The following is a 23,446-nucleotide window of genomic DNA, read 5'->3' on the forward strand; positions in this document are numbered from 1 at the left end:
GCCGCGCTTCGCTCCTCAGGGTGTGGGCTCAGATCCCCGCATACCATTGGTAGCCGCGATCCTCCCAATAGCCGCCATGGCCGCCGTAGAGATCGTCGAGGCTCGCCACCGCTTCGATCGCGGTCAGATATTTGGCGTGCTTGTATCCCAGCTGGCGCTCGATCCGCATCCGTAGCGGGGCGCCGTTCTTGATGGGAAGCGGCTCGCCATTGAGGCGATGGGCGATGATGGTTTGGGGGTGATAGGCGTCGACCAGATCGACGCTCTCGTAATAGCGCGCACCCGACAATTCATCGGCGCAACGGAAGACGATGTAGCGCGCTTCGGGCCTGAGTTTCGCCGCTTCGAGCAACACGGAGAGTTGCGGCCCGGTCCATTCGCCGATCGCGCTCCATCCCTCGACGCAATCGTGGCGGGTCACCTGGGTGCGCTGGGGCAGGCGGCGGATATTGTCGAGCGTGAGGGTGAGCGGCGTCTCGACAAGGCCGCGCACTTCCAGCCGCCAGTCCGCGAAATCGCTCGCGGCCTGCGCCTGATAATCGCCATTCGTCGGATCGGTCGAGCCGTTGCCGCGGAAATAGGGGCTGATCGCGCTGCGCGGATATTCGGGGGCCAGTGCCTCGCGATCCGTGAGGAAGCGATGCGCGGTTTTGTGCCAGCTTTCGGCGGCGGAGAGCAGTTTCGCACCCGGCGCGCTTTCGGCCACCTTGTTGCAGCCCGCGAGGAACGCCGCGCCCGCAGCGACGAGGAAATTGCGGCGCTTCATCGCGCGTCCCTTCCGGTGATCATGCTGCGCAGCTGCCAGACCGGCCCGGACAGGATCACCAGCAAGACGTGGATAACGAAGAAGGCGAACAGCAGCGCGGCGAAGATGAAATGGAAACTGCGCGCCGATTGGCGCCCGCCCATCAGGTCGACCATCCAGCCGAAACTCGGCTCCATCCCCGGACTGATCGCGATCCCGGTCAGAACCATTCCCGGCAGGATCACGCCGAGGACGAGGCCATAGGTGATCTTCTGAAGGAAATTATACTTGCCCTTGCCATGTTCGAAATCGAGCTTGAGATGCGCGGCGACGTCGGCCTTGATGTTGGCGGGACGCCATTCTTCGCGGCGTGTCGCGATGTCGCGCTTGAAATGGCGGTTCAATAGCATCGCGATCCAGCCGAACAGCAGCGTCAGCGCGAACAGCCACGCGGCGAGGATGTGCCAGTCGCGCGCCACCGCCAGACTGTAATAGCCGGGAATCGTCATCCAGTCGGGAAAGCGCGGGACGGCGAGCCAGGCGTCTTTCGCCTCGAACCCCCACTCGCCCCAATAGAGATAGCGATGCGCGTTGGAAATGGTGAGGCCCGACATGAAGAGGATCACCACGGCGACGAGATTGCTCCAGTGCCATAGGCGTGTGGTCAGCGCGTGGCGCTTGGCGGGTTTGGTCATGAGTCCATCTTTTCGCGCGCGAGATAGATGACGTCGCGATCCTGATCGCACAGATGCTGGCCGCTATCGACGAACAGGGTCTGGCCGCTGGCGAGCCAGCCATGCGACAGGAACAGGGCGGCGCGCGCAACCTCGTCCTTGCCGGTCTTGCGGCCAAGCAAATTGAGGCGATGGCTGACCTCGGCCTCATCCTCGTCCTGATCGTGGCTGGGCAGAATGGCACCGGGGGCGAGGCCGTAGATCCGATCCGTCTCGCGCCATCCCGCCAGTGCACGGCCCTTGGATAGCATCGGGATCGTCGATCCGAGCGCGTGCTTGCTCATCGTGTAGCTGAAGAAATCGGGGTTGGGATTGCGCAGCTTCTGGTCGGTCACGCTGATGACCCGCCGTCCGCCCCTGGCTCGCGCGTGGGTCAGAAAGGCCTGCGCCATGCGCGCAGGGGTCCGCGCGTTGATCTGCATAGTGCGTCGTCCGGTTTCGGGATCGAGTGCCCCGACCTCGTCGGGTTCGAACACGCTGGCGCAATTGACCAGCACGCGCCAGTCCGCGAGCCGTCCGGCCACAGCCTCGACCATCGCGACCGAGGCGTCACCGTCTTCCAAATCGCAGGTCACCGTCTCCGCGCTCGGAAGGTCTGCGGCAAGCCGTTCGGCCTCCTCGCGCGACTGGCCGTAATGCACGATCACATGCCAGCCCGCCTCGCCGAACCCGCGCGCGATCCCCGCGCCGAGGCGCTTGGCACCGCCGGTCACGAGCACGCTGGGTCTTTCACTGTCGGCCATCGCCCGCGACCATAGCGGAGCCCTGCGTAAAGAAAAGGCGCGCCGCCTCCCCAAAAGGTCCGGGAAAAGGCGACGCGCCATTCTTCGCAAGGCTGTTCAGCGTCTTAGCGGCAGCTAAGGCTCCCGCGATCGATCTCGCGACCGACCAGAGCGCCGACCGCGCCGCCGAGGATCGCGCCGAGCGTCCGATCACCGCGGCCCGCCAGTTCGTGCCCGGCGAGCGCGCCGACGCCCGCGCCGATCACGAGGCCGGTCGTCCCGTTGTCGCGCTTGCAGTAATAGCGACCGTCATTGCCCTGCCACATCCGGTCGGAGCGCGTGATGCGCTGCGGCTGCACGTAATAGCCACGGCTGTCATAGCGTGCGCGATCCTTGGCGCGCTTGCCATGGGCGGGCGCCCAAGACGGCGGATCGGCAAGGGCCGGGGCAGCGGTTCCGATCCCGGTTACGGCCATGGTCGATGCGGCGAACGCCAGAGTGAGCTTTTTCATAAGTTATGTCCTCATGACTGAATTTGAAAACTACGATCCAGTCGTTTGGCCATGGGCCCACAACCTCAGGTGAACGCGCGGTTGTAAGGCGAAATCCGCGACGGAACGTGCGGATTTTCGCGACGAAATGCGGCAGTCATAAAAGGTCGCGCGCCTTGCCGCGCCATTGCGGGCACAGCCGATCGAGGTTGGCGATGGCGCGCAGATCTGCGGGTGTGGTTCGATCGTCCGGGTCGAACAGGGCAGCGAAAACCCGTGCGACGGACCATTCCGCATGACCGACTTCGACGCGCTCGATCGCATCGCCCGCTTCGGCCTCGCCTTCCTCGATCACGCGGTAATACCAACCGCAGGCATGGGTCTTGAGGATATGCTTGATCATCCCCTTGCGAGCGAACCGGTGTTCGATCTTCCAGCATGGCTGGCGCGGCTGGCTGATTTCGAGCAGCGCGCCGCCGATGCGGAACCGGTCCCCGATATGGACTTGGTTCTCGGCCAAGCCGGTCGCGACGATGTTCTCCCCGAACGCGCCGTAGCGGGAGAGGAGATCGTGTCCCCCAAGATAATCGCGCCATATCGGATAGTGGTCGTGCGGGTAATGATGGACCGCCATTTCCGGCCCGCCGTGATATTTGGGGTCGGCCACCGCATCGCCCGCTAGGCCGAGCGAACGGATCGCGACCCGGCCGTCGACCGGGTGTTTGTCGATCGCGCTGGTATCCTCGCCGCGGAAGGGTTTGGGTTGGCCGATGCAGAGGGCGGTAAGGGACGTCATGCGGGGTCTTTTAAGCGCACGGTGAGCGCGATCCAATCGCGAACCGTCCCATCGGCGCCTTGCCCACGGAATATCTCGCTATCCGCGATCGCGAAGCCTACCTCGCGATAGAGGCCCGCGATCCAATCGGCGTCGGGGAAATTGTGCAGGCGGCCCAGCAGGCAGCGTCCCTCACCATTGCCGAGTTTATAGCTGGCATAATGCCATCCGCCGGGCTTCAGCGCGGTGCGGATCGCCGCGAGGACATCGGGCAGATCGGCGCGCGCGACATGGAGCAGACAGGCATGGGCCCAGACCGCGTCGTATTCCCCGCGCGCCGCAAGCTCGTCAAAGCGCATGACCCGCGCGCCGAGGTCGAAGCGTTCGTTCGCCTTCCTTACCATCGCGGGAACCGCGTCGGTCGCGTCCACCACGAAGCCGCGCTCAGCGATGTGCGCCCCATCACGCCCGGTTCCACATCCTAGTTCGAGGACGCGCGCGCCTGGCTCCAGCCGGTCGAGGAAGCCGTCGAGATGGCGGCTGGGCGCCTGCCCGGAACTCGCGGTCAAACCCGGCGCAAGCCCGGCATAGAAGGCGAGCGTGGCCGGGTCGGCGCTCATCCGGCCTCGTCCGCAGGCGGCGGGCGATAGCGCGGCCATGTCTCGCGCCAGATTTTGCCCTGCGCATATTGGAACACGATCAGGATCAGCCCCATCGACACGACGAAATCGGCGAAGGTGCTGTAGAACAGCCAGACATCGGTCGAGGTGTAGAGCGCGACGATCAGGTTGAGCGCGGCCATCGCGGCCCCCATCAATCCCATGCCGATCCCCAGCCGCCCGGCGTCGATCCCGCGATAGGGGAGGTAATTCTTCAGCCGGATCGCCAGCCCGTTCCCGCCGCGCAGCCCGTCGATCAGGAACAGACCCGCGCTGACAAGGCCGATCACCGTGGTGCGATATTTCACCGCCTCGTCGGACTGGAACATCAGCGCGAGAGCGGCAGAGGCGATCATCAGCGCGATGCCGAACAGCGCCAGCCCGCCGAGCAGGTCGATCTTCGTGATCTTCTGCGCGACCAGCAGCGCGAGACCCAATCCCGCACCCACGATCGCAGCGGTGGTGAGGTCGGTATATTTGGCGATCACGAAGAACAGGAGGCCGAGCAGGATATCGACGGCGAGCGGAATGCGGTTGCGCTTGAACGCGCTGAAATCGATCTCCGAATTCGCATCGCCGCTGGCGTTCTGCTTGAAGGCGTCGCCCATCGATCCGTCCGCGTAGGCCACCATCTGCGCGCGGTATTTCTCGGGATAGGCAATGGTTCTTCCGGGGTGGCTCTCATGCACGGTCACATCATCGCGGCGGACTGCGATCCCCATATTGCGCGAGCTGATATAGCCGGCTTCTACCGTCAGGAGCGATCCGTCAGGAAGCGTCGAAGTAAGGAGGTGATTGCGCACCGCCGAAGGCCCGATGGCGGGAGTCTGGTCGCGAGCGACGATGCGACCATTCAGTTCGAGCTCACTGAACAGCCCGTCCGTGCGCGAGCGCAGCGTAACGCATCCCGGAACGCCGTCCACCGCGAACTGGCGGCGGTAGCGCCAGAGCGTCAGCCCGCCTTGCTTTTCGGCCATGTGCTCAGGCCTCGACGGCCTGCGTCGTTTCTGCCGCTTCCGCCGCCTCGCGATCGCGCTGGGCACGGCTCTTCTTCTCCGCCGCGGTCTTCAACTGCCCGCAGGCGGCGTCGATATCGCGCCCCCTTGGCGTGCGCACAGGCGCGCTGATTCCACCTTCGAAGACGATGTCGGAAAAACGCCTGATCCGCTCCGGGCTCGAACATTCGTAAGGCGCGCCGCCCCAGGGGTTGAAGGGGATGAGGTTGACCTTGGCGGGCAGATCGTACTGCTTGATCAGGCGGACGAGCTCGCGCGCGTCCTCGTCGCTGTCGTTCTTGTTCTTCAGCATCACATATTCGAACGTGATGCGCCGGGCGTTGGACGCGCCGGGATAATCGGCGCAGGCCTGCAGCAATTCCTCGATGCCGTATTTCTTGTTGATCGGCACGATCTCGTCACGGATATCCTTGGTGACGGCGTGGAGCGACACGGCGAGATTGACGCCGATCTCCTCGCCGCAGCGGGCCATCATCGGCACGACGCCGCTGGTCGACAAAGTGATGCGGCGCTTCGACAGCGCCAGCCCGTCTCCATCCATCACGATGCGCAGCGCATCGCGCACATTGTCGAAATTGTAGAGCGGTTCGCCCATGCCCATCATGACGATATTGGTGAGCAGGCGCCCGTCCGAGGTGTAGGCGCTCTCGCTCTCGTCGCCCAGATCGTCCATCCGCCCTTTCGGCCATTCGCCCAGCGCATCGCGCGCCAGCATGACCTGCCCCACGATCTCGCCGGGCGTCAGATTGCGCACCAGCCGCATCGTGCCGGTATGGCAGAACCGGCAATTGAGCGTGCAGCCGACCTGGCTGGAGACGCACAAAGTCCCGCGATCCGCATCGGGGATGAAGACCATCTCGAATTCGTGGCCGTCATCGGTGCGCAGCAGCCATTTGCGGGTCCCGTCCGTCGAATGCTGGGCCTCGACCACGTTGGGGCGCCCGATCACGAAGCGTTCCGTCAGCCACGGGCGCATCGTCTTGGCGATGTCCGTCATCGCCTCGAAATCGGTGACGCCGCGGTGATAGAGCCAGTGGAACACCTGCTTGGCGCGCAGCTTGGCCTGCTTCGCATCGAGACCGGCATCGGCGAAGAGGGCGCGGATGCGGTCTTTCGACAGGCCGAGCAGGTCGGTGCGGCCATCGGCACGCGGAGTAATGTCGCGCGCGACGGGAACCGGGTCGATCTGCCCGGGGATGCTCATGAGGTTCGTATCGGCCATGGGAGCGCGCCATATAGCGATGTCAGGCGGGTTTTGGAAGCGGGCGCTGGGATGGGTGCTCAGATGGCCTCCGTGCCGACCATCGCCGGTTCCCGGCCATCCATCCCGAAAATCCGTTCATCTGGTCGCAACAATGTTTCAAAAATGCCACAGTTTCATGTTGTGTGACGTTAATGAAACTACACGGCTTGGGCCGCCGTTTCCTCTCCGTGCCCGACGCGACGCACCGGATGAATAGCCGATGCCGAGGGTCGCGCTGTTAACGGAGAATACCAATGAAGACCATTACTGCCCTTTTCGCCGCCGCTTCCACCTTCGCGGTTGCAGCCCCCGCCATGGCGCAGAGCGCCGACGCTCCCTTCACCGGCTTCCGCGTCGAAGGCCTCGCCGGTTACGACGTCAGCCAGGCCGGTAGCGATGCGGACAACGAAGCGAACGAGAACGACGACCAGTCGATCGACGGCTTCAATTACGGCATCGGCGCGGGTTACGATTTCAACGCCGGTGGCGTCGTCCTCGGTCTCGAAGCGGAACTGAGCGATTCCACCGCCAAGACCGAGTTCACCAACGGCGATTTCGAAGGCTTCGGCCTCGGCAATGTCGAGACGGGCCGCGACATCTATGTCGGTGCGCGCGCCGGTTTCCTCGCCGCGCCGGACCTGCTGATCTACGGCAAGGGCGGCTACACCAACGCCCGCTACAACATCGAAAGCTCGTTCGACGGTGACGAATATCGCGCCAAGATCGACACCGATGGCTTCCGCATCGGCGCGGGTGCGGAATACGCGCTGAGCGGGAACAGCTACGCGAAGATCGAATACCGCTATTCGAACTACAGCGATGCCGAACTCGACTTCGAAGGCGACACGCCCGATCAGGATCTGGGCGAGATCGATCTCGACCGTCATCAGGTGATGGTGGGTTACGGCCTGCGCTTCTAAGCGCCGCCTGATCGACGAAAAAAAAGGGGCCGGGGGCGCTTCGAGCGCCTCCGGCTTTTTCGTGTCTAGCGGCGGGCGCAGGCCACGGTCGCGGCATCCATGGCGGACGATGCGCCGTCGAGCGTGTAGGTGTTCGAGAAGCGCCGACCGCTCCGATCCACGGAGGAGACCGTCATCCGGCTGGCGGATCGCATCGCGGCGACGATGGCGGCATCCATTGCGCGATCCTGCGCCCAGGCGTCCGCTCCGCCGCCGGTCAGGGTGAAGCGCTTGCCGTTCATGTTCAGCGTGACCGCGGCTGCATCGCGAAGATCGCGCGACAGGCGGAAATGAACCTGACCACGGATCGCGCGGCGCGGCCAGGTCGCGATGGTGGCATAGGGTTCGTGGTCGCGTTGCAGCCGGCTCGGCGCGGGCATGGCGATGGCATAGCAGCGCGGGCCGCCTCCATTGCGAAGCTCGTCGCGAAACGCCCCCCAATCCCCGAAGACGCCGAGGCTGTCCTTGGCCTGGAGCGGGGCTGCGGCGGCGAGCAGCGCGACGGCGGCGAGCCTAATCATAGGCGATCTCGATGATTTCCCACTCCTTCACCCCGCCGGGCAGGCGCACGGTCCGCAGATCGCCCAAAGCCGCACCGCGCAGAGCGCGCGCCAGCGGGCTGGTCCAGCCGATCCTGCCCCGGCCTGCGTCCTGTTCGTCATCGCCGACCAGGGTGACGGTGCGGCGCGCATCGTCCTCGTCGGCGAGGGTGACCGTGGCGCCGAAGAACACCCGGCTTCTATCGACCTGTTCGTGCGGTTCGATGACGCGGGCGGCCTTCATCCGGCGCGCCAGATGGCCGAGTTCGCGGTCGATCTCGCGCATCCGCTTGCGGCCATATAGATAGTCCCCGTTCTCGCTGCGATCGCCATTGCCCGCCGCCCAGTTCACGATTTCGGCGATTTCCGGCCGTTCGGTGCCGAGCAGGTGATCGTAACGCGCTTTCAACGCGGCGTAGCCCGCCGCGCTGATCGGATTGGTCTTGCGCGCAGGGGCGTTGGTATCGGGAGGCGGAGAGGAGGCAGGCATCGCCCGCCTCCTACCGCAGATCAGCGCAGGAAGTCACCAGCCGAGCGTGCGCGGCCATAGGCGGTGCGTTCGGGATAGAGCTGTTCGTAGACCGCCGCATTCTCGATCACACGCTGGACATAGTTCTTGGTCTCGAAGAACGGGATCTTCTCGATCCATTCGACCCAGCTGATCGATCCGGTGCGCGGATCGCCGTTCGAGCGCAGCCATTTGTTCACATTGCCCGGCCCGGCATTGTAGGCCGCGAAGGCGAGCGGATAGCTGCCGTCGTAATAGCTCACGAGCCGCGTGATGTGATTGGAACCGAGGCGGACGTTGTAATTCGCATCGTCGATGAGGGAGGAGGACATGTAGGTCACGCCCGCCTTGTCCGCTTCCTCGCGCGCGGTGCCCGGCATCAGCTGCATCAGGCCGCGCGCGCCCGCATGGCTGATCGCGTTCTGCGCGAACTGGCTTTCCTGTCGCGCGATCGCGTGGACCAGCGTGAATTCGGCGCCCGGGGGGAGCGGCAGGACGGGAAAGCCCTGCGTCACGAATTCGTGATGTCCGTCCGCGCCCGCCGCTTCGGCGACATTGACCGCCAGATCGCGCCGCCCGATTTCGCGGGCGAGATCGGCGACCATCTGGTGTTCTTCCAGCGTGTCAGCCGATTGGGCCAGTTCGCGATAGAACTGGATGCCGGTGCGCCAGGGAGCATCGCGGGCGACTTCGCGCACGGCGGCCACGATCGGCTGGGCGGCAAAGGCCTGGCGCGCTTCGGGTGTGGGGACGGTCAGATTGTCGGCGGCGAGCTTGGGGACCGGGCGGCCCAACTCCTTCAACGCCAACTGGCCGTAGAACCGGTCCGCATATTCGGCGGCCATCTCGTAATAGCGGTTCGCCTCGTCCGTCATCCCGGCATGCTTCGCGGCGAGGCCCGCCCAGTAGAACCCCTTGGACCGGGTCTGCGGTGTCTGCGCGGCGGCGCCGTAGCGATAGAATAGCGGCGCGGCGCGGCGTCCGTCGCCAAGATCCCACAGGGCGGAAGTCCCGCCGAGCCAGACAAGCGAGGTGTAATCGTCGCGCAGGCGATAGCTGCCCGTGCTGACGTCGAAGCCGGGCGCGAACAGATCGTCGACCGATGCGGCGATCTGGGCCGCCTGGCCGGGACTGGCGCCGCGCGCGACGCTGAGCATTTCGCCGATCATCGCTTCGGGATCGAAAGCAGGCTGCTCGAAGCTCGGGCGACTGGTCAGGAGCGCGATCGCCTGCGGCATCTGGCGCGAGGTGCGGTAGTGGCGCACGAGATTGTAGATATAGCCCGGATCGCTGCGCGCGACATTCGGCGCGAGCGCGGATGTGTCGGGCATCGAACCCTGCAACAGCGACAGGCGCGCCATCGCCAGCGCGCGCGATTGCGGCGAGACGCGCACCGCCTGCCGCGCGGCACCTTCGCTATCGCCCTGCCACAACAGCGCATCCATGCGCGCGTCCTGATCCTCGGCGGAGAAGCGCGTGCCGTAGAGCCCTTGGATATAGGCCTCCGAAGGCCCGCTCATCGTGCCGCCGCGCCATGCCGCGCGAGCCACGTCATACGCCTCGGCCCGGTTCTGTGTGCCGAGCGCGAGAGCATAGCGAGCCTTCGCGCTATTGGTGATCGGCGGGTTGCGATCGAAGAAGGCGACCAGCTGGTCGGGGGTGACCGGATCGCGATCCAGCGCGGCCTCTGCACGGCGCTGCAAGCGGTCCTGCTGCGGGAAGCCCTCATAGGTGGTGATGAAATTGGCGTAGGTCGCGAAGGGCAACCCATCCTGACCGATCAGATATTCCCACCGCTCGATCGCGGGAGCCATCGCGCCCTGCTGCCCCGCAACGAGATTGCTGCGCGCGCGGTCCCAGCTCGATCCGTCCTGCGCGCTGGCGATGGAAGGGGTCGCCAGCGCGGTGCCGGCGAGAATTGCGGTCTTGAAAACTGTTTTGAGTACCATGCTGGACATAATGTCCCCCCGCTCCTTATCAGGCGCTGAATGAAATCGCGTCGATGCGGCGAATTCGCCCGCATTGTCATGCCTCTAACGCAGGATCCGGGTAAATGTTCACAGGTTCGATTCCCGCTCTGGCGACTCCTTTTCGCGACGGAGCGTTCGACGAGGTCGCTTATCGCAAGCTGATCGACTGGCAGATCGAGAACGGGAGCAAGGGGCTGGTCCCCTGCGGTACCACGGGAGAGGCGTCGACGCTGTCCAATGCCGAGCATCACCGGGTGATCGAGGTCTGTATCGAACAGGCGGCGGGCCGCGTCCCGGTGATCGCGGGCTGCGGCAGCAACGATACCAAGAACGCGCTGCTCCATATGGGGTTTTCGAAGAAGGCGGGGGCGACTGCTGGGCTGTGCGTCGCGCCCTATTACAACCGCCCGAGCCAGACCGGGCTGATCGCCCATTTCAGCTATCTCGCCGAACACAGCGACCTGCCGATCGTGCTGTACAACGTGCCGGGACGCACCGTCACCGATATCGAGGACGAGACGGTTGTGGAACTGGTGCGCCGATTCCCCGACCGGATCGTGGCGATCAAGGATGCGAGCGGCGATCTGTCGCGCGTGGCCGATCATCGCATGGGCCTGTCCAAGGATTTCTGCCAATTGTCGGGCAATGACGAATTGTGGTTGCCCCATGCGGCGGCGGGCGGATCGGGGTGTATCTCCGTCACCGCGAATGTCGCGCCGAAACTGTGCGCCGAATTCCACGAGGCGATCGCCGCCAACGAACTGGCAAAGGCGCGCGAATTGAACGACCGCCTGTTCCCGCTGCATTACGCGATGTTCTCGGACGCGAGCCCCGCGCCGGTGAAATACGCGCTCAGCCGGGTGCATGACTGGTTCTCCGACGAGGTCCGCCTGCCGATCTGCCGCGCCAGCGATGCCAGCCGCAAGGCGGTGGACGAGGCGCTTGCGATCGCGGGACTGATCTAAAGCAATTCGTCCTCGTCGAGGATCGGCGAGGCCGGGAAGGGCGGGTCGCTGACGGCCATCGCCTCGACGATCGAATGCGCGTTTTCCCCAACATGGTCGAGCGCTCCGACCTCGGCGATATGGAACAGGGCATCGCCCTGATTGACCACGGGCAGTGTCGCGTGGCCGATGATGACGCCGTCGATCGGGCTGACGAGTTCTATGCCGTCTTCGCCGAACAGACCGCCGACCACGGCCAGCAGATTGCCCTGGCGCACGATATCGCCCGATTTCCTCACCCGGCGAGAGACCCCGCCGCGCGGCGCGCGCACCCAGTGGGATCGGTTGGCGCGCATCGGGACGGCGGTGTTATCGATCCCGTCGCTCGCCGCGATCATGCCGATATAGGCAAGCACCCGCAGCACGCCCGCAGCCCCGACGCCGATCGAATAGCGATCGAAACGCAGCGCCTCGCCTGCTTCCAGGAGAAGCATCGGAACTTCACGTTCAGCCGCGAGCGCCCGCATCGATCCGGGCCGCAGCGGGCTTTCGACGATGATCGGCGCGCCGAAGGCCATGGCCAGTTCGGTCAGATAGGGACTGCCCGAGGCGATCCGTATCTGCGGCAGATTGTAGCGGTGGACTGCGGCGGTGTGCATATCGATGCCGAGCGTGCAGCGTTCGATCACATTGGCGAGGAAGCAATGCGCGAGCTGCGCAGCGAGGCTACCCCCCTCATGGCCCGGAAAGCTGCGATTGAGATCGCGCCGGTCGGGCAGATAGCGGCTGTGCGCGGCGAAGCCGTAGATATTGACGGCGGGCGCCAGGATCACCGTGCCCGAAAGGTGTTCCGGCATGAGATGGTCGAGCAGGCGCTGGACGATGGCGGTGCCGACGATCTCGTCCCCGTGGATGCCCGCACTCACGAAAACGCATGGACCGCGCTTGGCCCCATGCAGCACTTTCAACGCCAGCGAGGAATCGAGGCCCGTGACCTGCTGGCTGACCGGGATCGTCAGGATCTCGCTCGTTCCGGGTGCGATGCTGCGATCGTGGATGGCGAAGGGGGCGGGCGCGTTGTGCGAACTCATGCGGAGATTTAGGAACACCGGGGCAGCCATGCGCAAGCGAAAAAGCGCGCGTAGCGCCGGTCGTGGAAAAAACGGGCGGGGCGGGGGCGGCTAACTTGCGCGACTCGCGACCCCCGCCATAGCCTGCCGCCCATGACCGATACCTTCTCCGCCCTGTCCGACCCAACGCGGCGGCTGCTGCTCGATCGCTTGAGCGAGCGGGGCGGGATGACGCTGTCGGACCTGTCGGAAGACCTGCCGATCACGCGCCAGGCGGTGGCCAAGCACCTCGCCGTGCTGGAAGCGGCCGAACTGGTCGCTTCCGAGCGTGACGGGCGCTGCAAGCGACATTACCTTAACCCGATCCCGCTGGCCAAGATGGCGCGCCGGTGGCTGGGACGGTTCGAAGAGGTGCCACTGGGCGCGATGGCGGGCTTCCAGGGGGCGGCCGAACTCCACGCCCCCGGCTGACTTCACCCCGAGATCAATCGTCGCTGGTGGGCGCGCCGAATTCGGGCAATGGCAGCCGGAGGAGTTGTGGCAAATCGAGTTCGAACTCTTGTTCGAGGATGGCAACGAGGTCCCTTGCTGTCTCGACGTGCCGGATAAGGACTGGTCCCGATCGGTGTTCGGTCAAGCTTTTACCCCGGAGGCTGAGATGACGATCGCCATCTCGACGCTGCACCGTCAAGCGCGTAACGAACGGCGAATTCCCATCTTTTCCCTGCCATTCGCTCATCCTGGCGAGTTCGGCCTCGTCCGCGGGCTCGGCGCGGAAGTCGAAGCCGAATGGATCCCGCCCGGCTAGGCGTTCAGTGAAACGCCAGCCATCGTTGCCGAGGTCTTCAAGGGAAACCACGAAGGGGCCGTCCGACCACGTGCCCCCCTTGAGCGGAAGCGGTTGCGTTAGGCTGCCTCCGAAGCCGACGTCCACCAGATAGGGGCGTTCCAGCAGCACCAGCAGTGCGAGATGCGAGCCAGGACGGGCCGTTGCAGAACGATGGTTCTGGACCGTGCACGACAGGCGGACGGTCGTGAAGCCGATTTGGTCGAGCATCATGCCCAGAAGTCCGTTCTGTTCGTAGCACCATCCTCCGCGCTTCTGATCGACCATCTTGGTGAAGGCGCGACGCGGTTCAATCCCGGGTGGGCGACCGAGATGGATATCCAGCGTTTCGAAGGGAAAAGTAGCGACATGCCGAGAGACGATGGCGCGCAGTCCATTCAGATCTGGCGTCAGAGGGCCTGTCAATCCTATCCGCGCGAGATAGCGATCAAGCGGCTTCATAGCTGACTACCTCGAATTCGATTCCGTCCCAATCGAGGAAATAGAAGCTGCGCGGTCCGGGCTCGTATTGTCCCTGATTAAACGGAAGCAGACCGGCCTCGGCCACCAGCGCTTCGGCCGCATCCAGATCGCTGACCGCGATCCCGATATGGTTCATCGGCGCGCCCTTGCCGAACCCGGCAGCGACGTCCGGATTGGTGTAAATCGCGAGATAGGCCTGCGCATCGCCGAGATGGATGGTGCGTCCGCCAGCCATGGCTGGGCCTTCCCATCGGCGGGTCCATCCGGTGATCTGGGCGATCAGATCGGCGAGCCGGTCCGGGTCGCTCGACGAGATATTGACGTGTTCGAGCCGGGCGGAAACGTGGGTTCGATCGGGCATGGACATCTCCATCCGAACCGCCGCGTGTGCCCGCTTCGACAGTGAGGCAGGCTTCCCATGCGGCAGGTCCGGTGCCCACACTCATGCAACCTCAAGTTTGCTTGAGGTCAAGCCGCAACGTCGCTATCAGTGTGATCGATGGGACCGAACGACACACTTTCGATAGGCGAACTCGCCCGCCGCACGGGGCTCAGCGTCTCCGCGATCCGCTTCTACGAGGACAAGGGGCTGATCGAACCGATGCGTACTGGCGGCAATCAGCGGCGCTTTCTGCGCAGCGATATCCGTCGGCTGAGCTTCATCCTGATCGTCCAGAAGCTCGGCCTCTCGCTCGAAGAGATCGGCGAACATCTCCGCGCGCTGCCCAAGGGTCGCACACCGAGCAGTTTCGACTGGTGGAAGATCAGCGAGGCGATCCGTGGCGGGCTGGACGAGCGCATCGCGCAATTGCAGGCGATGCGCGACAATCTCGACGGATGTATCGGCTGCGGCTGCCTGAGCCTCAAGACTTGCCAGATCTACAATCCGCAGGACATCGCCGCCGAGGGCGGGGCGGGGCCGCGCATCCTGCGTTAGGTATCCGGCCCAAGCTCGGGATCGAGATCGCGCGGGCGCGCGAAGTGGACGAGCTTGCCGCATTCCGGCGTCAAATCCGCCCAATCATCGATATCCAGTTCGAAGACAGCGTAGCTCGCGGTCGGGAATTTCACCTTCGCTTCGTCGAACAGGGCGTTCTCATGCGCGGGCGCGACCAGTTCGAGGACCATGTCGCCGAGACCGGGATTATGAGCCGCGATCAGCACGGCCTTGCCGCTCGCCTGATGCAGCACATCCATCATCGTGTCGGTCCCGGCGAGATAGAGGCGGCGGTCCCATTCGGGCGACAGTTCGGGCAAGGCCTCTTCGAGTGTCGTCTTCACCCGCTGGGCCGGGCTGGCGATCAGCGCATCCCATTTGATCCCGTGGTCGCGGATATGATCGCCCATAAGCCGCGCGCCCTTGCGCCCGCGCGCGTTCAACCCGCGATCGAAATCGCGCGTGTCGCCATCGCTCCAATCCGATTTTGCATGACGCATCAGGCCGAGGATCTTCACGCGCTTTCCTTGCTCTCTTTGGCCGTTTCGCCACCCGGCACCGCATGAACACCTTGCGCGACCCGCTGTAAAGCTTCCGCGAGCGTCAGGCGAAGGACCGGGGTGCCATCGGGGAAGGCGGAGAGAAAGCGCGAGGGGAAGGCGGATGAGAGGACGACGAAATGGCCGGCATCCTCGCGCGTGCGGATCAACCGTCCGAACGCCTGGGCGAGGCGGGCGCGGATGATGCGATCGTCATGCCCCTTGGCGCCGCCGGGCTCATCCGCGGCGGCGGCGCGACGCGCCCGGTGGAGAATGGTGGGGCGCGGCCAGGGCACGCTTTCCATGACGACGCAGCGCAAGGACCGCCCCGGCACGTCCACCCCGTCGCGCAGCGCATCGGTGCCGAGCAGGCTGGCGCGCGGATCGTCGCGGAAGATGTCGGTGAGCGTGCCGGTGTCGATCGGATCGACATGCTGGGCGTAGAGTGGCAGGCCAGCGCGCGCGAGCCGGTCGGCGATGCGGCCATGCACCGCGCGCATTCGCCGGATCGCGGTGAAAAGGCCGAGAACGCCGCCATCCGATGCCTCGATCAACCGCGCATAGGCACCGGCGAGCCCGGCAATATCGCCGCGCCTGATATCGGTCACGATCAGGACCTCGGCACGGTTGGCGTAATCGAAGGGGCTGTCCGATTGGCTGGTGCGCGGCGCGATTTCGAGATGCGCGGCACCGCTGCGCGCCACGGCGTGCGGCCAGTCCGGCCCATCCTCGCCGCGATCTGTTAGCGTTGCGCTGGTCAGCATCACGCCATGCGCGGGCTCGAGCACGGTGCGGGCGAAGGGTTTCATCGGATCGACCCAGTGGCGATGCAGCCCGACATCGAATTCGCGCGCATCATTGCGATCGACGGCCAGCCAGTCGACGAAATCGGGGTCCGCCGGGCCGCCGAGCCGCGACAAGAGCGCCTCCCATGCGGCCAGCAGGTCGATCCGCCAGGCGAGCGAATGGCGTGCCCCTTCGATCCGGGCGCGCCCCTGTCCGTCGAGCCAGTCCGGCGCATCCACGATGATGGCCTCCAACCGGCCCGCCAGCTTCATCAGCGGTGTGCGGATCGCGGCGAGGGCCTGCGCCGCCATGCCCGCCGCCTCGACCAGCTCGCCGGGGAGCGATGCGGTTTCGGTCTCGATCCCGTATCCCGCCTCCTGCCCGCTCTCGTCGCGCGCATAGGTCGTGGCGCGGACCTGGGCGAGCAGGGCCTCGACGGGGCCCAAAGGAGCGCCTTCCGCCAATCGGCCCAGCCAGCCTTCCGAGGGGAGGTCCTGCGCCGCGGCAACCGCCGCCTCGACCGCCTCGCCGCCCGCATCGTCATAGCTGGCGACATCGGCGAGCCGCGCGGCGAGGCCCCGGCGCCGCCCGCGATTGCCGCGTTCCGGCCCGACGATCCAGCGCCGCAGTTCGATGCTTTCCTGCCCTGTGAGCGCGGCGGAAAAGGTCGAATCGGCGGCATCGAAGACGTGATGCCCCTCGTCGAACACGATGCGTGTCGGGCGCTGGGCATGGTCTCTACCCCGCGCGGCGTTGACCATCACCAGTGCATGATTGGCGATGACGAGATCGGCCTGCGCGCTCGCCCGCGCGCTGCGTTCGATGAAGCATTTTCTGTAATGCGGGCACCCGGCATAGACGCATTCGCCGCGCTGGTCGGTCAGCGCGGCGATCCCGCGCTTTCTGAACAGCGTGCCGAGCCAGCCGGGCAGATCGCCGCCGATCATGTCGCCATCCTGCGAATAGGCAGCCCAGCGCGCCACCAGTTGCGCTAGAATGGCAGGGCGCCCCGCGAACCCGCCTTGTAGCGCATCTTCGAGGTTGAGCAGGCAGAGATAATTCTCGCGCCCCTTGCGCACCACCACCGGGCGCGATCCATCGGCGCGCCGATCCGGCCAGGCGCGGCTGCTCTCCTTGCGCAACTGGCGCTGCAAGTTCTTGGTGTAGGTCGAGACCCAGACCGTTCCGCCCGATCGTTCCGCCCAGAGCGAGGCGGGGGCGAGATAGCCCAGCGTCTTGCCGATCCCGGTCCCGGCCTGCGCCAGCAAGATATGGGGCCTCCTGTCCTGCGCGCGCGGTGCGAAAACGCCGCCCGCGCCGCGCGCGAACAGGCGCTGCCCCTCGCGCTTTTCGGCGCCTTCGCCGGTCAGGCGTTCCAGCTTGCCCTCGATCGCCAGTTCGTCGAGCGCGACCTGCTGGGGCTGTGTGCGTTCGGGCGCCTCCTCCCATTCGGGCAGGCGCGAGAACAGCCATTTCTCCGCCCGTTCGGGTTTCTTGATGTGCGGGGCGAGCACCTGCGCCCAGGGCCAGCGCAGCCGGGTTAGCGATTGCAAAGAGGACCACGCGCCCTCCCGCTCGGCCCAATCGCCGCTCGCGCAGATCTCGAGCAGACGCGCGGCCGCTCTCTGAAGCAACAGAGGCACGGCATCGTCGCTACCCGGCACAGCGAGATCGAGCGCCTCGGCCAACCCTTTGGGTGTCGGCACGCAGAACCGCGCTGGTCTCACGAAAGCGAACAGCTCCAGAAGATCGAGCCCGGACAAGTCGGGATAGCCCAGACGATTGGCGACCAGCGGCGCGTTCAGCAGCAAGAGGGGAGTGTCGGCTGCGGCCATCACCGCCTCGCCCTTGGAACAGCCGCGCGTTTCCCCATTCGCATCGCGCAGCCATGTGCCCGCATGGCTGGCATGGATCGCGGGGAGGGCCAGGGGTTCGACGGCAGGCTCGGTCACGAAAGGTGCTATTCCAAGCCTGGAACGAAAAGTAAACAAGACTGGCCGCCGATCCGCGCCGCGTTGTGTGGTTCGCACTTGCAACAGCGCGGAAATTCACGGAAAAGCGCGGGCGATGACCATGACCGACCTGATGACCGCCGCCAATTCCTCCAAAGCCTGGCCCTTCCAGGAGGCGCAGAAGCTCCTGAAGCGCTATCCCGACGGTGCCAAGCCTGACGGATCGCCGGTCCTGTTCGAGACCGGCTACGGCCCCAGCGGCCTGCCGCATATCGGCACGTTCCAGGAAGTGCTCCGCACCACGCTGGTCCGCCGTGCGTTCGAAGCGCTGATCGGCGCGAAGCCGGAAGACGGCAAGACGCGGCTGGTGGCCTTCAGCGACGATATGGACGGGTTGCGCAAGGTCCCCGACAATGTGCCCAACCAGCAGTTGTTGCAGGACAATCTGCACCTGCCCCTGAGCCGGGTGCCGAACCCGTTCGACACCGATCACGACAGCTTCGCCGCGCACAACAACGCGATGCTGCGCGAATTTCTCGACCGGTTCGGGTTCGCTTATGAATTCGTCTCGGCCAGCGATCGCTACAATTCGGGCGCTTTCGACGATGCGCTGCGCGAGGTTATGCGCAAGAACCAGGCGATCCTCGACATCATGCTGCCCACCTTGCGGGCCGAACGCGCGGCGACCTATTCGCCGATCATGCCGATCAGCCCCACGACCGGGCGCGTGTTGCAGGTGCCGGTCGAGGTCGTGGATGCCGAGGCCGGAACGGTCCGCTTCACCGACGAGGATGGGAGCGAAATCGAACAATCCGCGCTGGGCGGCATGGCCAAGCTTCAGTGGAAGGTGGATTTCGCCATGCGCTGGGTGGCGCAGGGCGTCGACTATGAAATGTATGGCAAGGACCTGACCGATACCGGCATCCAGTCGGGCAAGATCGCGCAGGTCCTGGGCGGCAGAAAACCCGAAGGGCTGATCTACGAGCTGTTCCTGGACGAGAACGGCGAGAAGATATCGAAGTCCAAGGGCAACGGCCTCACGATCGAGCAGTGGCTCGAATATGGGAGCGAGGATTCGCTCGGCTTCTACATTTTCCCCAATCCCAAGAGCGCGAAGCAGCTGCATGGCGGCGTGATCCCGCGCGCGGTCGACGATTACTGGCAGTTCCGCGAGCGGCTGGCCGAACAGGATCTGGACAAGCAGCTCGGCAATCCGGTCTGGCATCTGGCGCGCGCGAATGGCGGGTTCGTGGGTAGCGAAGCACCGGGCGCGGGCGACAGCCTGCCAGTGACCTACGCTTTGCTGTTGAACCTCGTCGGCGTTTTGGGTGCGCAGGCGGATCGCGATCAGGTGTGGTCGTATCTGGGCAATTACATCGCCGATCCCGATCCCTCGGCGCATCCCGAACTTGATGCGCTGGTGGACAAGGCGCTGGCCTATAACCGCGATTTCGTCGCGCCCTCGCTCCAGCGCCGCAAGGCTGAACAGAATGAAGCGGCAGCGTTGCAAAGACTCGACCAAGAACTGGCCGGGATGGCGCAGGGGACCTCGGCCGAAGACATCCAGACTGCGATCTATGAAATAGGCAAGGATGAAGCCTACGGTTTCGAATCCCTTCGCGATTGGTTCAAGGCATTATATCAAACTTTATTGGGCAGCGATCAGGGCCCGCGTATGGGTAGCTTCGTCGCTCTTTACGGGATCGACAATACACGTGCTTTGATAAAGGATGCACTGGGGGACTGAACCCTGGGCAGGGATTCGCAACATGGCGGAGAGTGACGATGCAACAGGCGGGAACGCGGGCGATGCGGGGCATTCCGCGCGTCTGTCCTCGCTGCGTCTCACGGCCGACCAATTGTTTTTGCAGACCACCGCGCAGACCCGGATGGCGCAGTGCATTTCCGATCCGCATCAGCCCGATTGCCCGATCGTCTATTGCAACCAGGCTTTCGTCGACCTGACGGGATACCCGATCGACGAGATCATCGGGCGCAATTGCCGGTTCCTCCAGGGAGAAAAGACCGCGCCTTCCGCCGTGGCGCGCCTGCGCAGCGCGGTCGAGCAGCGCGTCTATACCGTGGCCGACATCCTGAATTACCGCAAGGATGGCACGTCGTTCTGGAACGCGGTTCACGTCGGGCCGATCTATAACCCCGAAGGCGAGCTTGAGTATTTCTTCGGCTCGCAATGGGATGTCAGCGAATTGCTGGCCGCGCGCGATACGATCGTGGAGAACGACCGGGTGGCGGATGAATTGCGCCATCGCACCGACAATCTGTTTGCCGTTCTGACCGCGATCGTGCGCCTGTCGGCTCGGGGCGCGGAAGAGGTCGAGGAACTATCCGAAAAGGTCCAGCGCCGCATCGAAGCGCTGGCGGCCGCCCACCGGGTTTCCCTCTCGGCCACGGGAATGGACAGCGATTCCTCCGACCTGCGCACCTTGGTCGAGGCGGTGATGAAGCCCTATCGCAGTTCCAATGCCGACCGGATCGATATCGTGGGCGACACGTTCGAACTGCCGCGCAAACACGTCACGCCGCTCGGCCTCAGCCTGCATGAACTGGCGACGAATGCCATCAAATACGGCGCCCTGTCGCGTGGCGACGGGCGGGTCCATATCGACTGGGAGGTCGAGGACGATTTCATCGTGGTTCACTGGATCGAGCTGCTGGGCCAGGCCATCGGCCTGTCCGATGGGGGCCGGGATGCGATCAGCAAAGGGACCGGCACGCGGCTGATGCAGGGTGTGATCGGCGGTATCGGTGGATCGGTGGAAAGCCGGCTCGACCCCGAAGGCTTGCGCGCGACGATCCGCGTGCCGCGCAAGGTGCAGACCTAACTCGGTAACGGCTCGAACCGACTGCAACTACCGGAGGATCAGCTCCACTCGCGGGTGCGATACCATTTGGTCAGCACGTATTTCTGTCCCTTCACCACCGGCGTTCCCGCATGAAGCGTCGCCTCGTTGGGCGTCCCGTCGGGCAGGGCGTTGTTCCAGATCAGCAGGACGCCGGGTTCGGGTTCGATCGCCGCTTCGATTTCGGGGAAGAAGGTGTGTCCGCCTTCCTCCACCTTGTTGAGGAAGGCCATGGCGGTCCAGCTGCGCTGGCCTCCGCGTTCGTTTTCCAGTTTCCAGTAAGGCTGGTCGGTATAGAACCAGTCGTTATGCGGCTTGAATTCCTGGCCGGGGAGATAGCGCTGCCCCTGGATCGATTCCCCGAAGCGCGGATCGATGCCCAGCAGATCGTCGATCCGGCGCGAAACGCTTTTGACGAAAGCATGGGTCGGGTCGAGATCGCCGGAATAGGACGTACGGAATCCCTTGGCGTAATCCTGATCGTGCAGCTGGCTAGGCCTCGCGATCGCATCGATCATGGCGATCAGCCGCTCGCATTCGGAAGGCGACAGAAAGCCGCCGAGCGCGAAAATCTCGGCATCTTCGGTCGGGAAGCGATAGATCCCGGTATCCTGCGCCAGCCGTTCGCGAACCTGCGCACCGACGCGTTTGAGCGCGGCGCGATCGGGATTGGGCAGGGAGGACGTGTCATAAGTCGCGCTGGAGGCCATGGTCAGGGATGTAGCAAACACCCTGCCTGCCGCAAGACATCCCTTGCGGAAGGCAGGATGGTCGTTAATTCATGGCCGCCGCACGGATAAGCAGGAGGGGTCCATGCCGAACACCAATACCAATCGTCGATATTCCGTTGGCGCCATGATCTTTCACTGGACCATCGCAATCGCCGTGATCGTGAACTGGCGGATCGCAGAGGCGGCCCATCATGCCCAGGGTGCCGACAGGGGCGCCATCTTCGCCAATCACAAGGCTTTGGGCATCCTCATCCTGGCCCTGACGCTGGGGCGGCTCGCCTGGCGCTGGACCCACCCGGTCCCTCCCTTGCCCTCGGATCTCGCCAGGTGGGAACAGGTGTTGGCGCGCGTGGTGCACGTCATCTTCTACGTGCTGCTGATCGCTCTTCCGCTGGGCGCATGGATCGCCAATTCCCTCACCGGACGCGAGATCGACATGTTCGGCCTGTTCACGATTCCACCGCTGCCGATTGGGAAGAACGATGCGTTGGGCAGCGCGCTGTTCTCGGCTCACGGAACCGGCGGCTCGATCTTCATCTATCTGATCGGCCTGCATATTCTCGGCGCGCTCAAGCACACCTTCTTCGACAGGAATGGCGGCATCTTCCGTATGCTGCCCTTCGGAAAAGTCTAGCGAGACCCAAAAAGAGGCCCCCGGCCCGCAATCGTGCGCGGGGCAGGGGGCCAGTCCTCCGGCAGACCACTCTCAAAGCCACCGGAGATTTCAAAAACGACTACCAGAAGAAGTCGTAGATCACGTCGACCACTTCGCCGCTGTAGATATCGACCAGCAGGACGTCGTCGTAATAGCGCACCCAGCGATAGGGGCCGTAGACTTCGGGCAGGCGATAACGCCACGGATCGTTGATATAATAGCGGTTGGAATAGAAGCCGCTGCCGAGCGTGAAACCGATCGAAATCCGGCTGTAGCGGTGATTGCGATAGGGCGAATAATACCGGCCGATATTGAACAGGCTGCGATTGGCGGCGCGATATCGATGCCAGTCGTAGCGCTGGTTCCGGCGCCAGTCGCTGCGGTTCCAGACACGGTAATCGTTCCAACGGCGTCCATCGTAATAGCGGCCATAGCCATTGCGATAGGCCTGACGCTGGTCGCGATAGCGGCTCTGATCCCAGCTTCGCTGGTCGCGATAGCGGCTCTGATCGCGCTGGTCGCGCCAGTTCCTCTGGTCGCGATAGGCGTCGCGGCGGTCCTGCTGCTGGTCTCGCGCATCCTCGCGACGATCCTGCCGACGATCGCGCCAATCCTCGCGCCGATCCTGCTGACGCTCGCGAGCGTCCTCGCGCCGCTCGCGCCAATTGCTCCCAGAGGGGCTGCGCTGGTCGCGCGCGTCCTGGCGTGCGTCACGGCGGGCCGCATCGGCGCGGGCCTGTTCGCGAAGCGCTTCGTTGGCGCGGCGGAAGACGTTGCCGTCCCGCGAGTCCCCCTGGCCCGAACGATCGGGCCGTTGCGCGCGCTGCTGAGTTTCGGTGCGGCGCGCTTCCTGGGCTCGCTGAGCGCGGGCGGGTGCGACCGCGGCATCGGGCGCGGCGGCCCGCTCGCGAAGCACCTGACGGCGTTCACTGCGCTCGCTGCGCCCACGACGATACTGGTCGCGATCCTGCGCGAGTTCCGCAGCCTGCGCCGATACGCCGGTATCGATCGCCACCATCGGCGCGTCGAAATCGACGGCGGGGGCAGCCGAGGCCGACATGGCCGAGAGGCCAAGCGCAACCGCCAAGGCCCCCAGGGCGCTGCCTTTCAATAAGATATTCGTCATGGAGCTTTTGTCCTTCCCCGTGGAAAGCCGCCCCACCATTGCGGCTTGAATGATCGCCGATGCGATAAATGGTGCAGTATCGGTCCGGCCATGACGCGAAACTGAACCGGGTGCAACGCTTATTGTTCATATTTGCGCGCCGAACTATGAACGATGTGGTGATTGACAGCTTGGT

25 protein-coding genes are annotated in these 23,446 nt (G+C 64.7%); 7 read left to right on the top strand and 18 right to left on the bottom strand.

Going from position 1 to position 23,446, the window contains the following annotated elements:
- Window positions 1–28: 28 nt before the first annotated feature.
- The 8 genes from GRI47_RS03245 to rlmN form a co-directional block, all read right to left on the bottom strand.
- Window positions 29–766, bottom strand: a complete 738-nt coding sequence (locus GRI47_RS03245; protein ID WP_160659924.1) for a molybdopterin-binding protein — start codon at window positions 764–766, stop codon at window positions 29–31.
- The gene (locus GRI47_RS03250; RefSeq protein WP_160659925.1) at window positions 763–1,440 is read right to left on the bottom strand and encodes a cytochrome b/b6 domain-containing protein; all 678 of its coding nucleotides are present in this window, start codon (window positions 1,438–1,440) and stop codon (window positions 763–765) included. The genes GRI47_RS03245 and GRI47_RS03250 overlap by 4 nt, the downstream gene beginning before the upstream one ends.
- A complete protein-coding gene (locus GRI47_RS03255) occupies window positions 1,437–2,222 on the bottom strand; it encodes an SDR family oxidoreductase (protein ID WP_160659926.1) in 786 nt (261 codons plus the stop codon). The genes GRI47_RS03250 and GRI47_RS03255 overlap by 4 nt, the downstream gene beginning before the upstream one ends.
- A 104-nt stretch (window positions 2,223–2,326) precedes the next feature.
- Window positions 2,327–2,713: a glycine zipper 2TM domain-containing protein gene (locus GRI47_RS03260; RefSeq protein ID WP_160659927.1), complete on the bottom strand. Its 387-nt coding sequence runs from the start codon at window positions 2,711–2,713 to the stop codon at window positions 2,327–2,329.
- Between the two features lie 136 nt (window positions 2,714–2,849).
- Window positions 2,850–3,488, bottom strand: a complete 639-nt coding sequence (locus tag GRI47_RS03265) for an MOSC domain-containing protein (protein WP_160659928.1) — start codon at window positions 3,486–3,488, stop codon at window positions 2,850–2,852.
- Window positions 3,485–4,087 carry a class I SAM-dependent methyltransferase gene (locus GRI47_RS03270; protein WP_160659929.1) on the bottom strand — a complete coding sequence of 201 codons (603 nt, stop codon included), beginning with the start codon at window positions 4,085–4,087 and terminating at the stop codon, window positions 3,485–3,487. The genes GRI47_RS03265 and GRI47_RS03270 overlap by 4 nt, the downstream gene beginning before the upstream one ends.
- Window positions 4,084–5,103, bottom strand: coding sequence for a septation protein IspZ (locus tag GRI47_RS03275; RefSeq protein WP_160659930.1), 1,020 nt, complete (start codon window positions 5,101–5,103; stop codon window positions 4,084–4,086). The genes GRI47_RS03270 and GRI47_RS03275 overlap by 4 nt, the downstream gene beginning before the upstream one ends.
- 4 nt (window positions 5,104–5,107) lie before the next feature.
- Window positions 5,108–6,364: a dual-specificity RNA methyltransferase RlmN gene (rlmN, locus tag GRI47_RS03280; protein ID WP_160659931.1), complete on the bottom strand. Its 1,257-nt coding sequence runs from the start codon at window positions 6,362–6,364 to the stop codon at window positions 5,108–5,110.
- Between the two features lie 275 nt (window positions 6,365–6,639).
- On the opposite strand from rlmN, the gene GRI47_RS03285 reads away from it, so the two are divergent.
- Window positions 6,640–7,305: an outer membrane protein gene (locus tag GRI47_RS03285; protein ID WP_160659932.1), complete on the top strand. Its 666-nt coding sequence runs from the start codon at window positions 6,640–6,642 to the stop codon at window positions 7,303–7,305.
- 65 nt (window positions 7,306–7,370) lie between these two features.
- On the opposite strand, the gene GRI47_RS03290 is transcribed toward GRI47_RS03285, so the two are convergent.
- Genes GRI47_RS03290 through GRI47_RS03300 form a run of 3 tightly spaced genes read right to left on the bottom strand, consistent with a single transcriptional unit; the run spans window position 7,371 to window position 10,349 of the window.
- The gene (locus tag GRI47_RS03290; RefSeq protein WP_160659933.1) at window positions 7,371–7,865 is read right to left on the bottom strand and encodes an invasion associated locus B family protein; all 495 of its coding nucleotides are present in this window, start codon (window positions 7,863–7,865) and stop codon (window positions 7,371–7,373) included.
- On the bottom strand, window positions 7,858–8,373 hold the full coding sequence (locus tag GRI47_RS03295) for a GreA/GreB family elongation factor (protein WP_160659934.1): 516 nt from the start codon (window positions 8,371–8,373) through the stop codon (window positions 7,858–7,860). Before GRI47_RS03295 ends, GRI47_RS03290 begins: the two co-directional genes overlap by 8 nt.
- Before the next feature lie 20 nt (window positions 8,374–8,393).
- Window positions 8,394–10,349, bottom strand: a complete 1,956-nt coding sequence (locus GRI47_RS03300; RefSeq protein ID WP_160659935.1) for a lytic transglycosylase domain-containing protein — start codon at window positions 10,347–10,349, stop codon at window positions 8,394–8,396.
- Window positions 10,350–10,444: 95 nt separating this feature from the next.
- On the opposite strand from GRI47_RS03300, the gene dapA reads away from it, so the two are divergent.
- Window positions 10,445–11,326, top strand: a complete 882-nt coding sequence (gene dapA / locus GRI47_RS03305; protein ID WP_160659936.1) for a 4-hydroxy-tetrahydrodipicolinate synthase — start codon at window positions 10,445–10,447, stop codon at window positions 11,324–11,326.
- Here the strand turns inward: dapA and GRI47_RS03310 are convergent.
- The gene (locus GRI47_RS03310; RefSeq protein ID WP_160659937.1) at window positions 11,323–12,396 is read right to left on the bottom strand and encodes a succinylglutamate desuccinylase/aspartoacylase family protein; all 1,074 of its coding nucleotides are present in this window, start codon (window positions 12,394–12,396) and stop codon (window positions 11,323–11,325) included. The two genes, dapA and GRI47_RS03310, sit on opposite strands and share 4 nt — an antisense overlap.
- Before the next feature lie 132 nt (window positions 12,397–12,528).
- On the opposite strand from GRI47_RS03310, the gene GRI47_RS03315 reads away from it, so the two are divergent.
- The gene (locus GRI47_RS03315) at window positions 12,529–12,846 is read left to right on the top strand and encodes an ArsR/SmtB family transcription factor (protein ID WP_160659938.1); all 318 of its coding nucleotides are present in this window, start codon (window positions 12,529–12,531) and stop codon (window positions 12,844–12,846) included.
- A gap of 13 nt (window positions 12,847–12,859) precedes the next feature.
- Here GRI47_RS03315 and GRI47_RS03320 read toward each other — a convergent pair whose 3' ends face one another.
- Complete coding sequence (locus GRI47_RS03320) at window positions 12,860–13,663, bottom strand: arylamine N-acetyltransferase family protein (protein ID WP_160659939.1); 804 nt, start codon at window positions 13,661–13,663, stop codon at window positions 12,860–12,862.
- Window positions 13,650–14,045, bottom strand: coding sequence for a VOC family protein (locus GRI47_RS03325; RefSeq protein ID WP_160659940.1), 396 nt, complete (start codon window positions 14,043–14,045; stop codon window positions 13,650–13,652). Before GRI47_RS03325 ends, GRI47_RS03320 begins: the two co-directional genes overlap by 14 nt.
- A 138-nt stretch (window positions 14,046–14,183) precedes the next feature.
- Between GRI47_RS03325 and soxR the strand changes: the two genes are divergently transcribed.
- The gene (gene soxR / locus GRI47_RS03330; RefSeq protein ID WP_160659941.1) at window positions 14,184–14,621 is read left to right on the top strand and encodes a redox-sensitive transcriptional activator SoxR; all 438 of its coding nucleotides are present in this window, start codon (window positions 14,184–14,186) and stop codon (window positions 14,619–14,621) included.
- On the opposite strand, the gene GRI47_RS03335 is transcribed toward soxR, so the two are convergent.
- Both GRI47_RS03335 and GRI47_RS03340 read right to left on the bottom strand, forming a co-directional pair.
- Complete coding sequence (locus GRI47_RS03335) at window positions 14,618–15,139, bottom strand: histidine phosphatase family protein (RefSeq protein ID WP_160659942.1); 522 nt, start codon at window positions 15,137–15,139, stop codon at window positions 14,618–14,620. The two genes, soxR and GRI47_RS03335, sit on opposite strands and share 4 nt — an antisense overlap.
- A complete protein-coding gene (locus GRI47_RS03340; protein ID WP_160659943.1) occupies window positions 15,136–17,898 on the bottom strand; it encodes an ATP-dependent DNA helicase in 2,763 nt (920 codons plus the stop codon). The genes GRI47_RS03335 and GRI47_RS03340 overlap by 4 nt, the downstream gene beginning before the upstream one ends.
- A gap of 115 nt (window positions 17,899–18,013) precedes the next feature.
- Between GRI47_RS03340 and GRI47_RS03345 the strand changes: the two genes are divergently transcribed.
- Window positions 18,014–19,645, top strand: a complete 1,632-nt coding sequence (locus tag GRI47_RS03345; RefSeq protein WP_160659944.1) for a lysine--tRNA ligase — start codon at window positions 18,014–18,016, stop codon at window positions 19,643–19,645.
- Between the two features lie 22 nt (window positions 19,646–19,667).
- Entirely contained in the window at window positions 19,668–20,741 is a 1,074-nt protein-coding gene (locus tag GRI47_RS03350; protein ID WP_160659945.1) for a PAS domain-containing protein, read from the top strand.
- 38 nt (window positions 20,742–20,779) lie between these two features.
- Here GRI47_RS03350 and GRI47_RS03355 read toward each other — a convergent pair whose 3' ends face one another.
- Window positions 20,780–21,469, bottom strand: coding sequence for a prolyl hydroxylase family protein (locus GRI47_RS03355; RefSeq protein WP_160659946.1), 690 nt, complete (start codon window positions 21,467–21,469; stop codon window positions 20,780–20,782).
- Between the two features lie 103 nt (window positions 21,470–21,572).
- Between GRI47_RS03355 and GRI47_RS03360 the strand changes: the two genes are divergently transcribed.
- A complete protein-coding gene (locus tag GRI47_RS03360) occupies window positions 21,573–22,124 on the top strand; it encodes a cytochrome b (protein WP_160659947.1) in 552 nt (183 codons plus the stop codon).
- Window positions 22,125–22,224: 100 nt separating this feature from the next.
- Here GRI47_RS03360 and GRI47_RS03365 read toward each other — a convergent pair whose 3' ends face one another.
- Window positions 22,225–23,271 (bottom strand): RcnB family protein, encoded by a 1,047-nt coding sequence (locus GRI47_RS03365; RefSeq protein WP_160659948.1) that lies wholly within the window; start codon window positions 23,269–23,271, stop codon window positions 22,225–22,227.
- Window positions 23,272–23,446 lie beyond the last annotated feature (175 nt).

The organism is Qipengyuania pelagi (assembly GCF_009827295.1).
GTDB lineage: Bacteria > Pseudomonadota > Alphaproteobacteria > Sphingomonadales > Sphingomonadaceae > Qipengyuania > Qipengyuania pelagi.

Excerpts from the sequence above, each read along its gene's own strand:
- GRI47_RS03245 (WP_160659924.1), bottom strand. The coding sequence starts at position 766 with ATGAAGCGCCGCAATTTCCTCGTCGCTGCGGGCGCGGCGTTCCTCGCG.
- GRI47_RS03250 (WP_160659925.1), bottom strand. The coding sequence starts at position 1,440 with ATGACCAAACCCGCCAAGCGCCACGCGCTGACCACACGCCTATGGCAC.
- GRI47_RS03255 (WP_160659926.1), bottom strand. The coding sequence starts at position 2,222 with ATGGCCGACAGTGAAAGACCCAGCGTGCTCGTGACCGGCGGTGCCAAG.
- GRI47_RS03260 (WP_160659927.1), bottom strand. The coding sequence starts at position 2,713 with ATGAAAAAGCTCACTCTGGCGTTCGCCGCATCGACCATGGCCGTAACC.
- GRI47_RS03265 (WP_160659928.1), bottom strand. The coding sequence starts at position 3,488 with ATGACGTCCCTTACCGCCCTCTGCATCGGCCAACCCAAACCCTTCCGC.
- GRI47_RS03270 (WP_160659929.1), bottom strand. The coding sequence starts at position 4,087 with ATGAGCGCCGACCCGGCCACGCTCGCCTTCTATGCCGGGCTTGCGCCG.
- GRI47_RS03275 (WP_160659930.1), bottom strand. The coding sequence starts at position 5,103 with ATGGCCGAAAAGCAAGGCGGGCTGACGCTCTGGCGCTACCGCCGCCAG.
- rlmN (WP_160659931.1), bottom strand. The coding sequence starts at position 6,364 with ATGGCCGATACGAACCTCATGAGCATCCCCGGGCAGATCGACCCGGTT.
- GRI47_RS03285 (WP_160659932.1), top strand. The coding sequence starts at position 6,640 with ATGAAGACCATTACTGCCCTTTTCGCCGCCGCTTCCACCTTCGCGGTT.
- GRI47_RS03290 (WP_160659933.1), bottom strand. The coding sequence starts at position 7,865 with ATGATTAGGCTCGCCGCCGTCGCGCTGCTCGCCGCCGCAGCCCCGCTC.
- GRI47_RS03295 (WP_160659934.1), bottom strand. The coding sequence starts at position 8,373 with ATGCCTGCCTCCTCTCCGCCTCCCGATACCAACGCCCCTGCGCGCAAG.
- GRI47_RS03300 (WP_160659935.1), bottom strand. The coding sequence starts at position 10,349 with ATGTCCAGCATGGTACTCAAAACAGTTTTCAAGACCGCAATTCTCGCC.
- dapA (WP_160659936.1), top strand. The coding sequence starts at position 10,445 with ATGTTCACAGGTTCGATTCCCGCTCTGGCGACTCCTTTTCGCGACGGA.
- GRI47_RS03310 (WP_160659937.1), bottom strand. The coding sequence starts at position 12,396 with ATGAGTTCGCACAACGCGCCCGCCCCCTTCGCCATCCACGATCGCAGC.
- GRI47_RS03315 (WP_160659938.1), top strand. The coding sequence starts at position 12,529 with ATGACCGATACCTTCTCCGCCCTGTCCGACCCAACGCGGCGGCTGCTG.
- GRI47_RS03320 (WP_160659939.1), bottom strand. The coding sequence starts at position 13,663 with ATGAAGCCGCTTGATCGCTATCTCGCGCGGATAGGATTGACAGGCCCT.
- GRI47_RS03325 (WP_160659940.1), bottom strand. The coding sequence starts at position 14,045 with ATGCCCGATCGAACCCACGTTTCCGCCCGGCTCGAACACGTCAATATC.
- soxR (WP_160659941.1), top strand. The coding sequence starts at position 14,184 with ATGGGACCGAACGACACACTTTCGATAGGCGAACTCGCCCGCCGCACG.
- GRI47_RS03345 (WP_160659944.1), top strand. The coding sequence starts at position 18,014 with ATGACCATGACCGACCTGATGACCGCCGCCAATTCCTCCAAAGCCTGG.
- GRI47_RS03350 (WP_160659945.1), top strand. The coding sequence starts at position 19,668 with ATGGCGGAGAGTGACGATGCAACAGGCGGGAACGCGGGCGATGCGGGG.
- GRI47_RS03355 (WP_160659946.1), bottom strand. The coding sequence starts at position 21,469 with ATGGCCTCCAGCGCGACTTATGACACGTCCTCCCTGCCCAATCCCGAT.
- GRI47_RS03360 (WP_160659947.1), top strand. The coding sequence starts at position 21,573 with ATGCCGAACACCAATACCAATCGTCGATATTCCGTTGGCGCCATGATC.
- GRI47_RS03365 (WP_160659948.1), bottom strand. The coding sequence starts at position 23,271 with ATGACGAATATCTTATTGAAAGGCAGCGCCCTGGGGGCCTTGGCGGTT.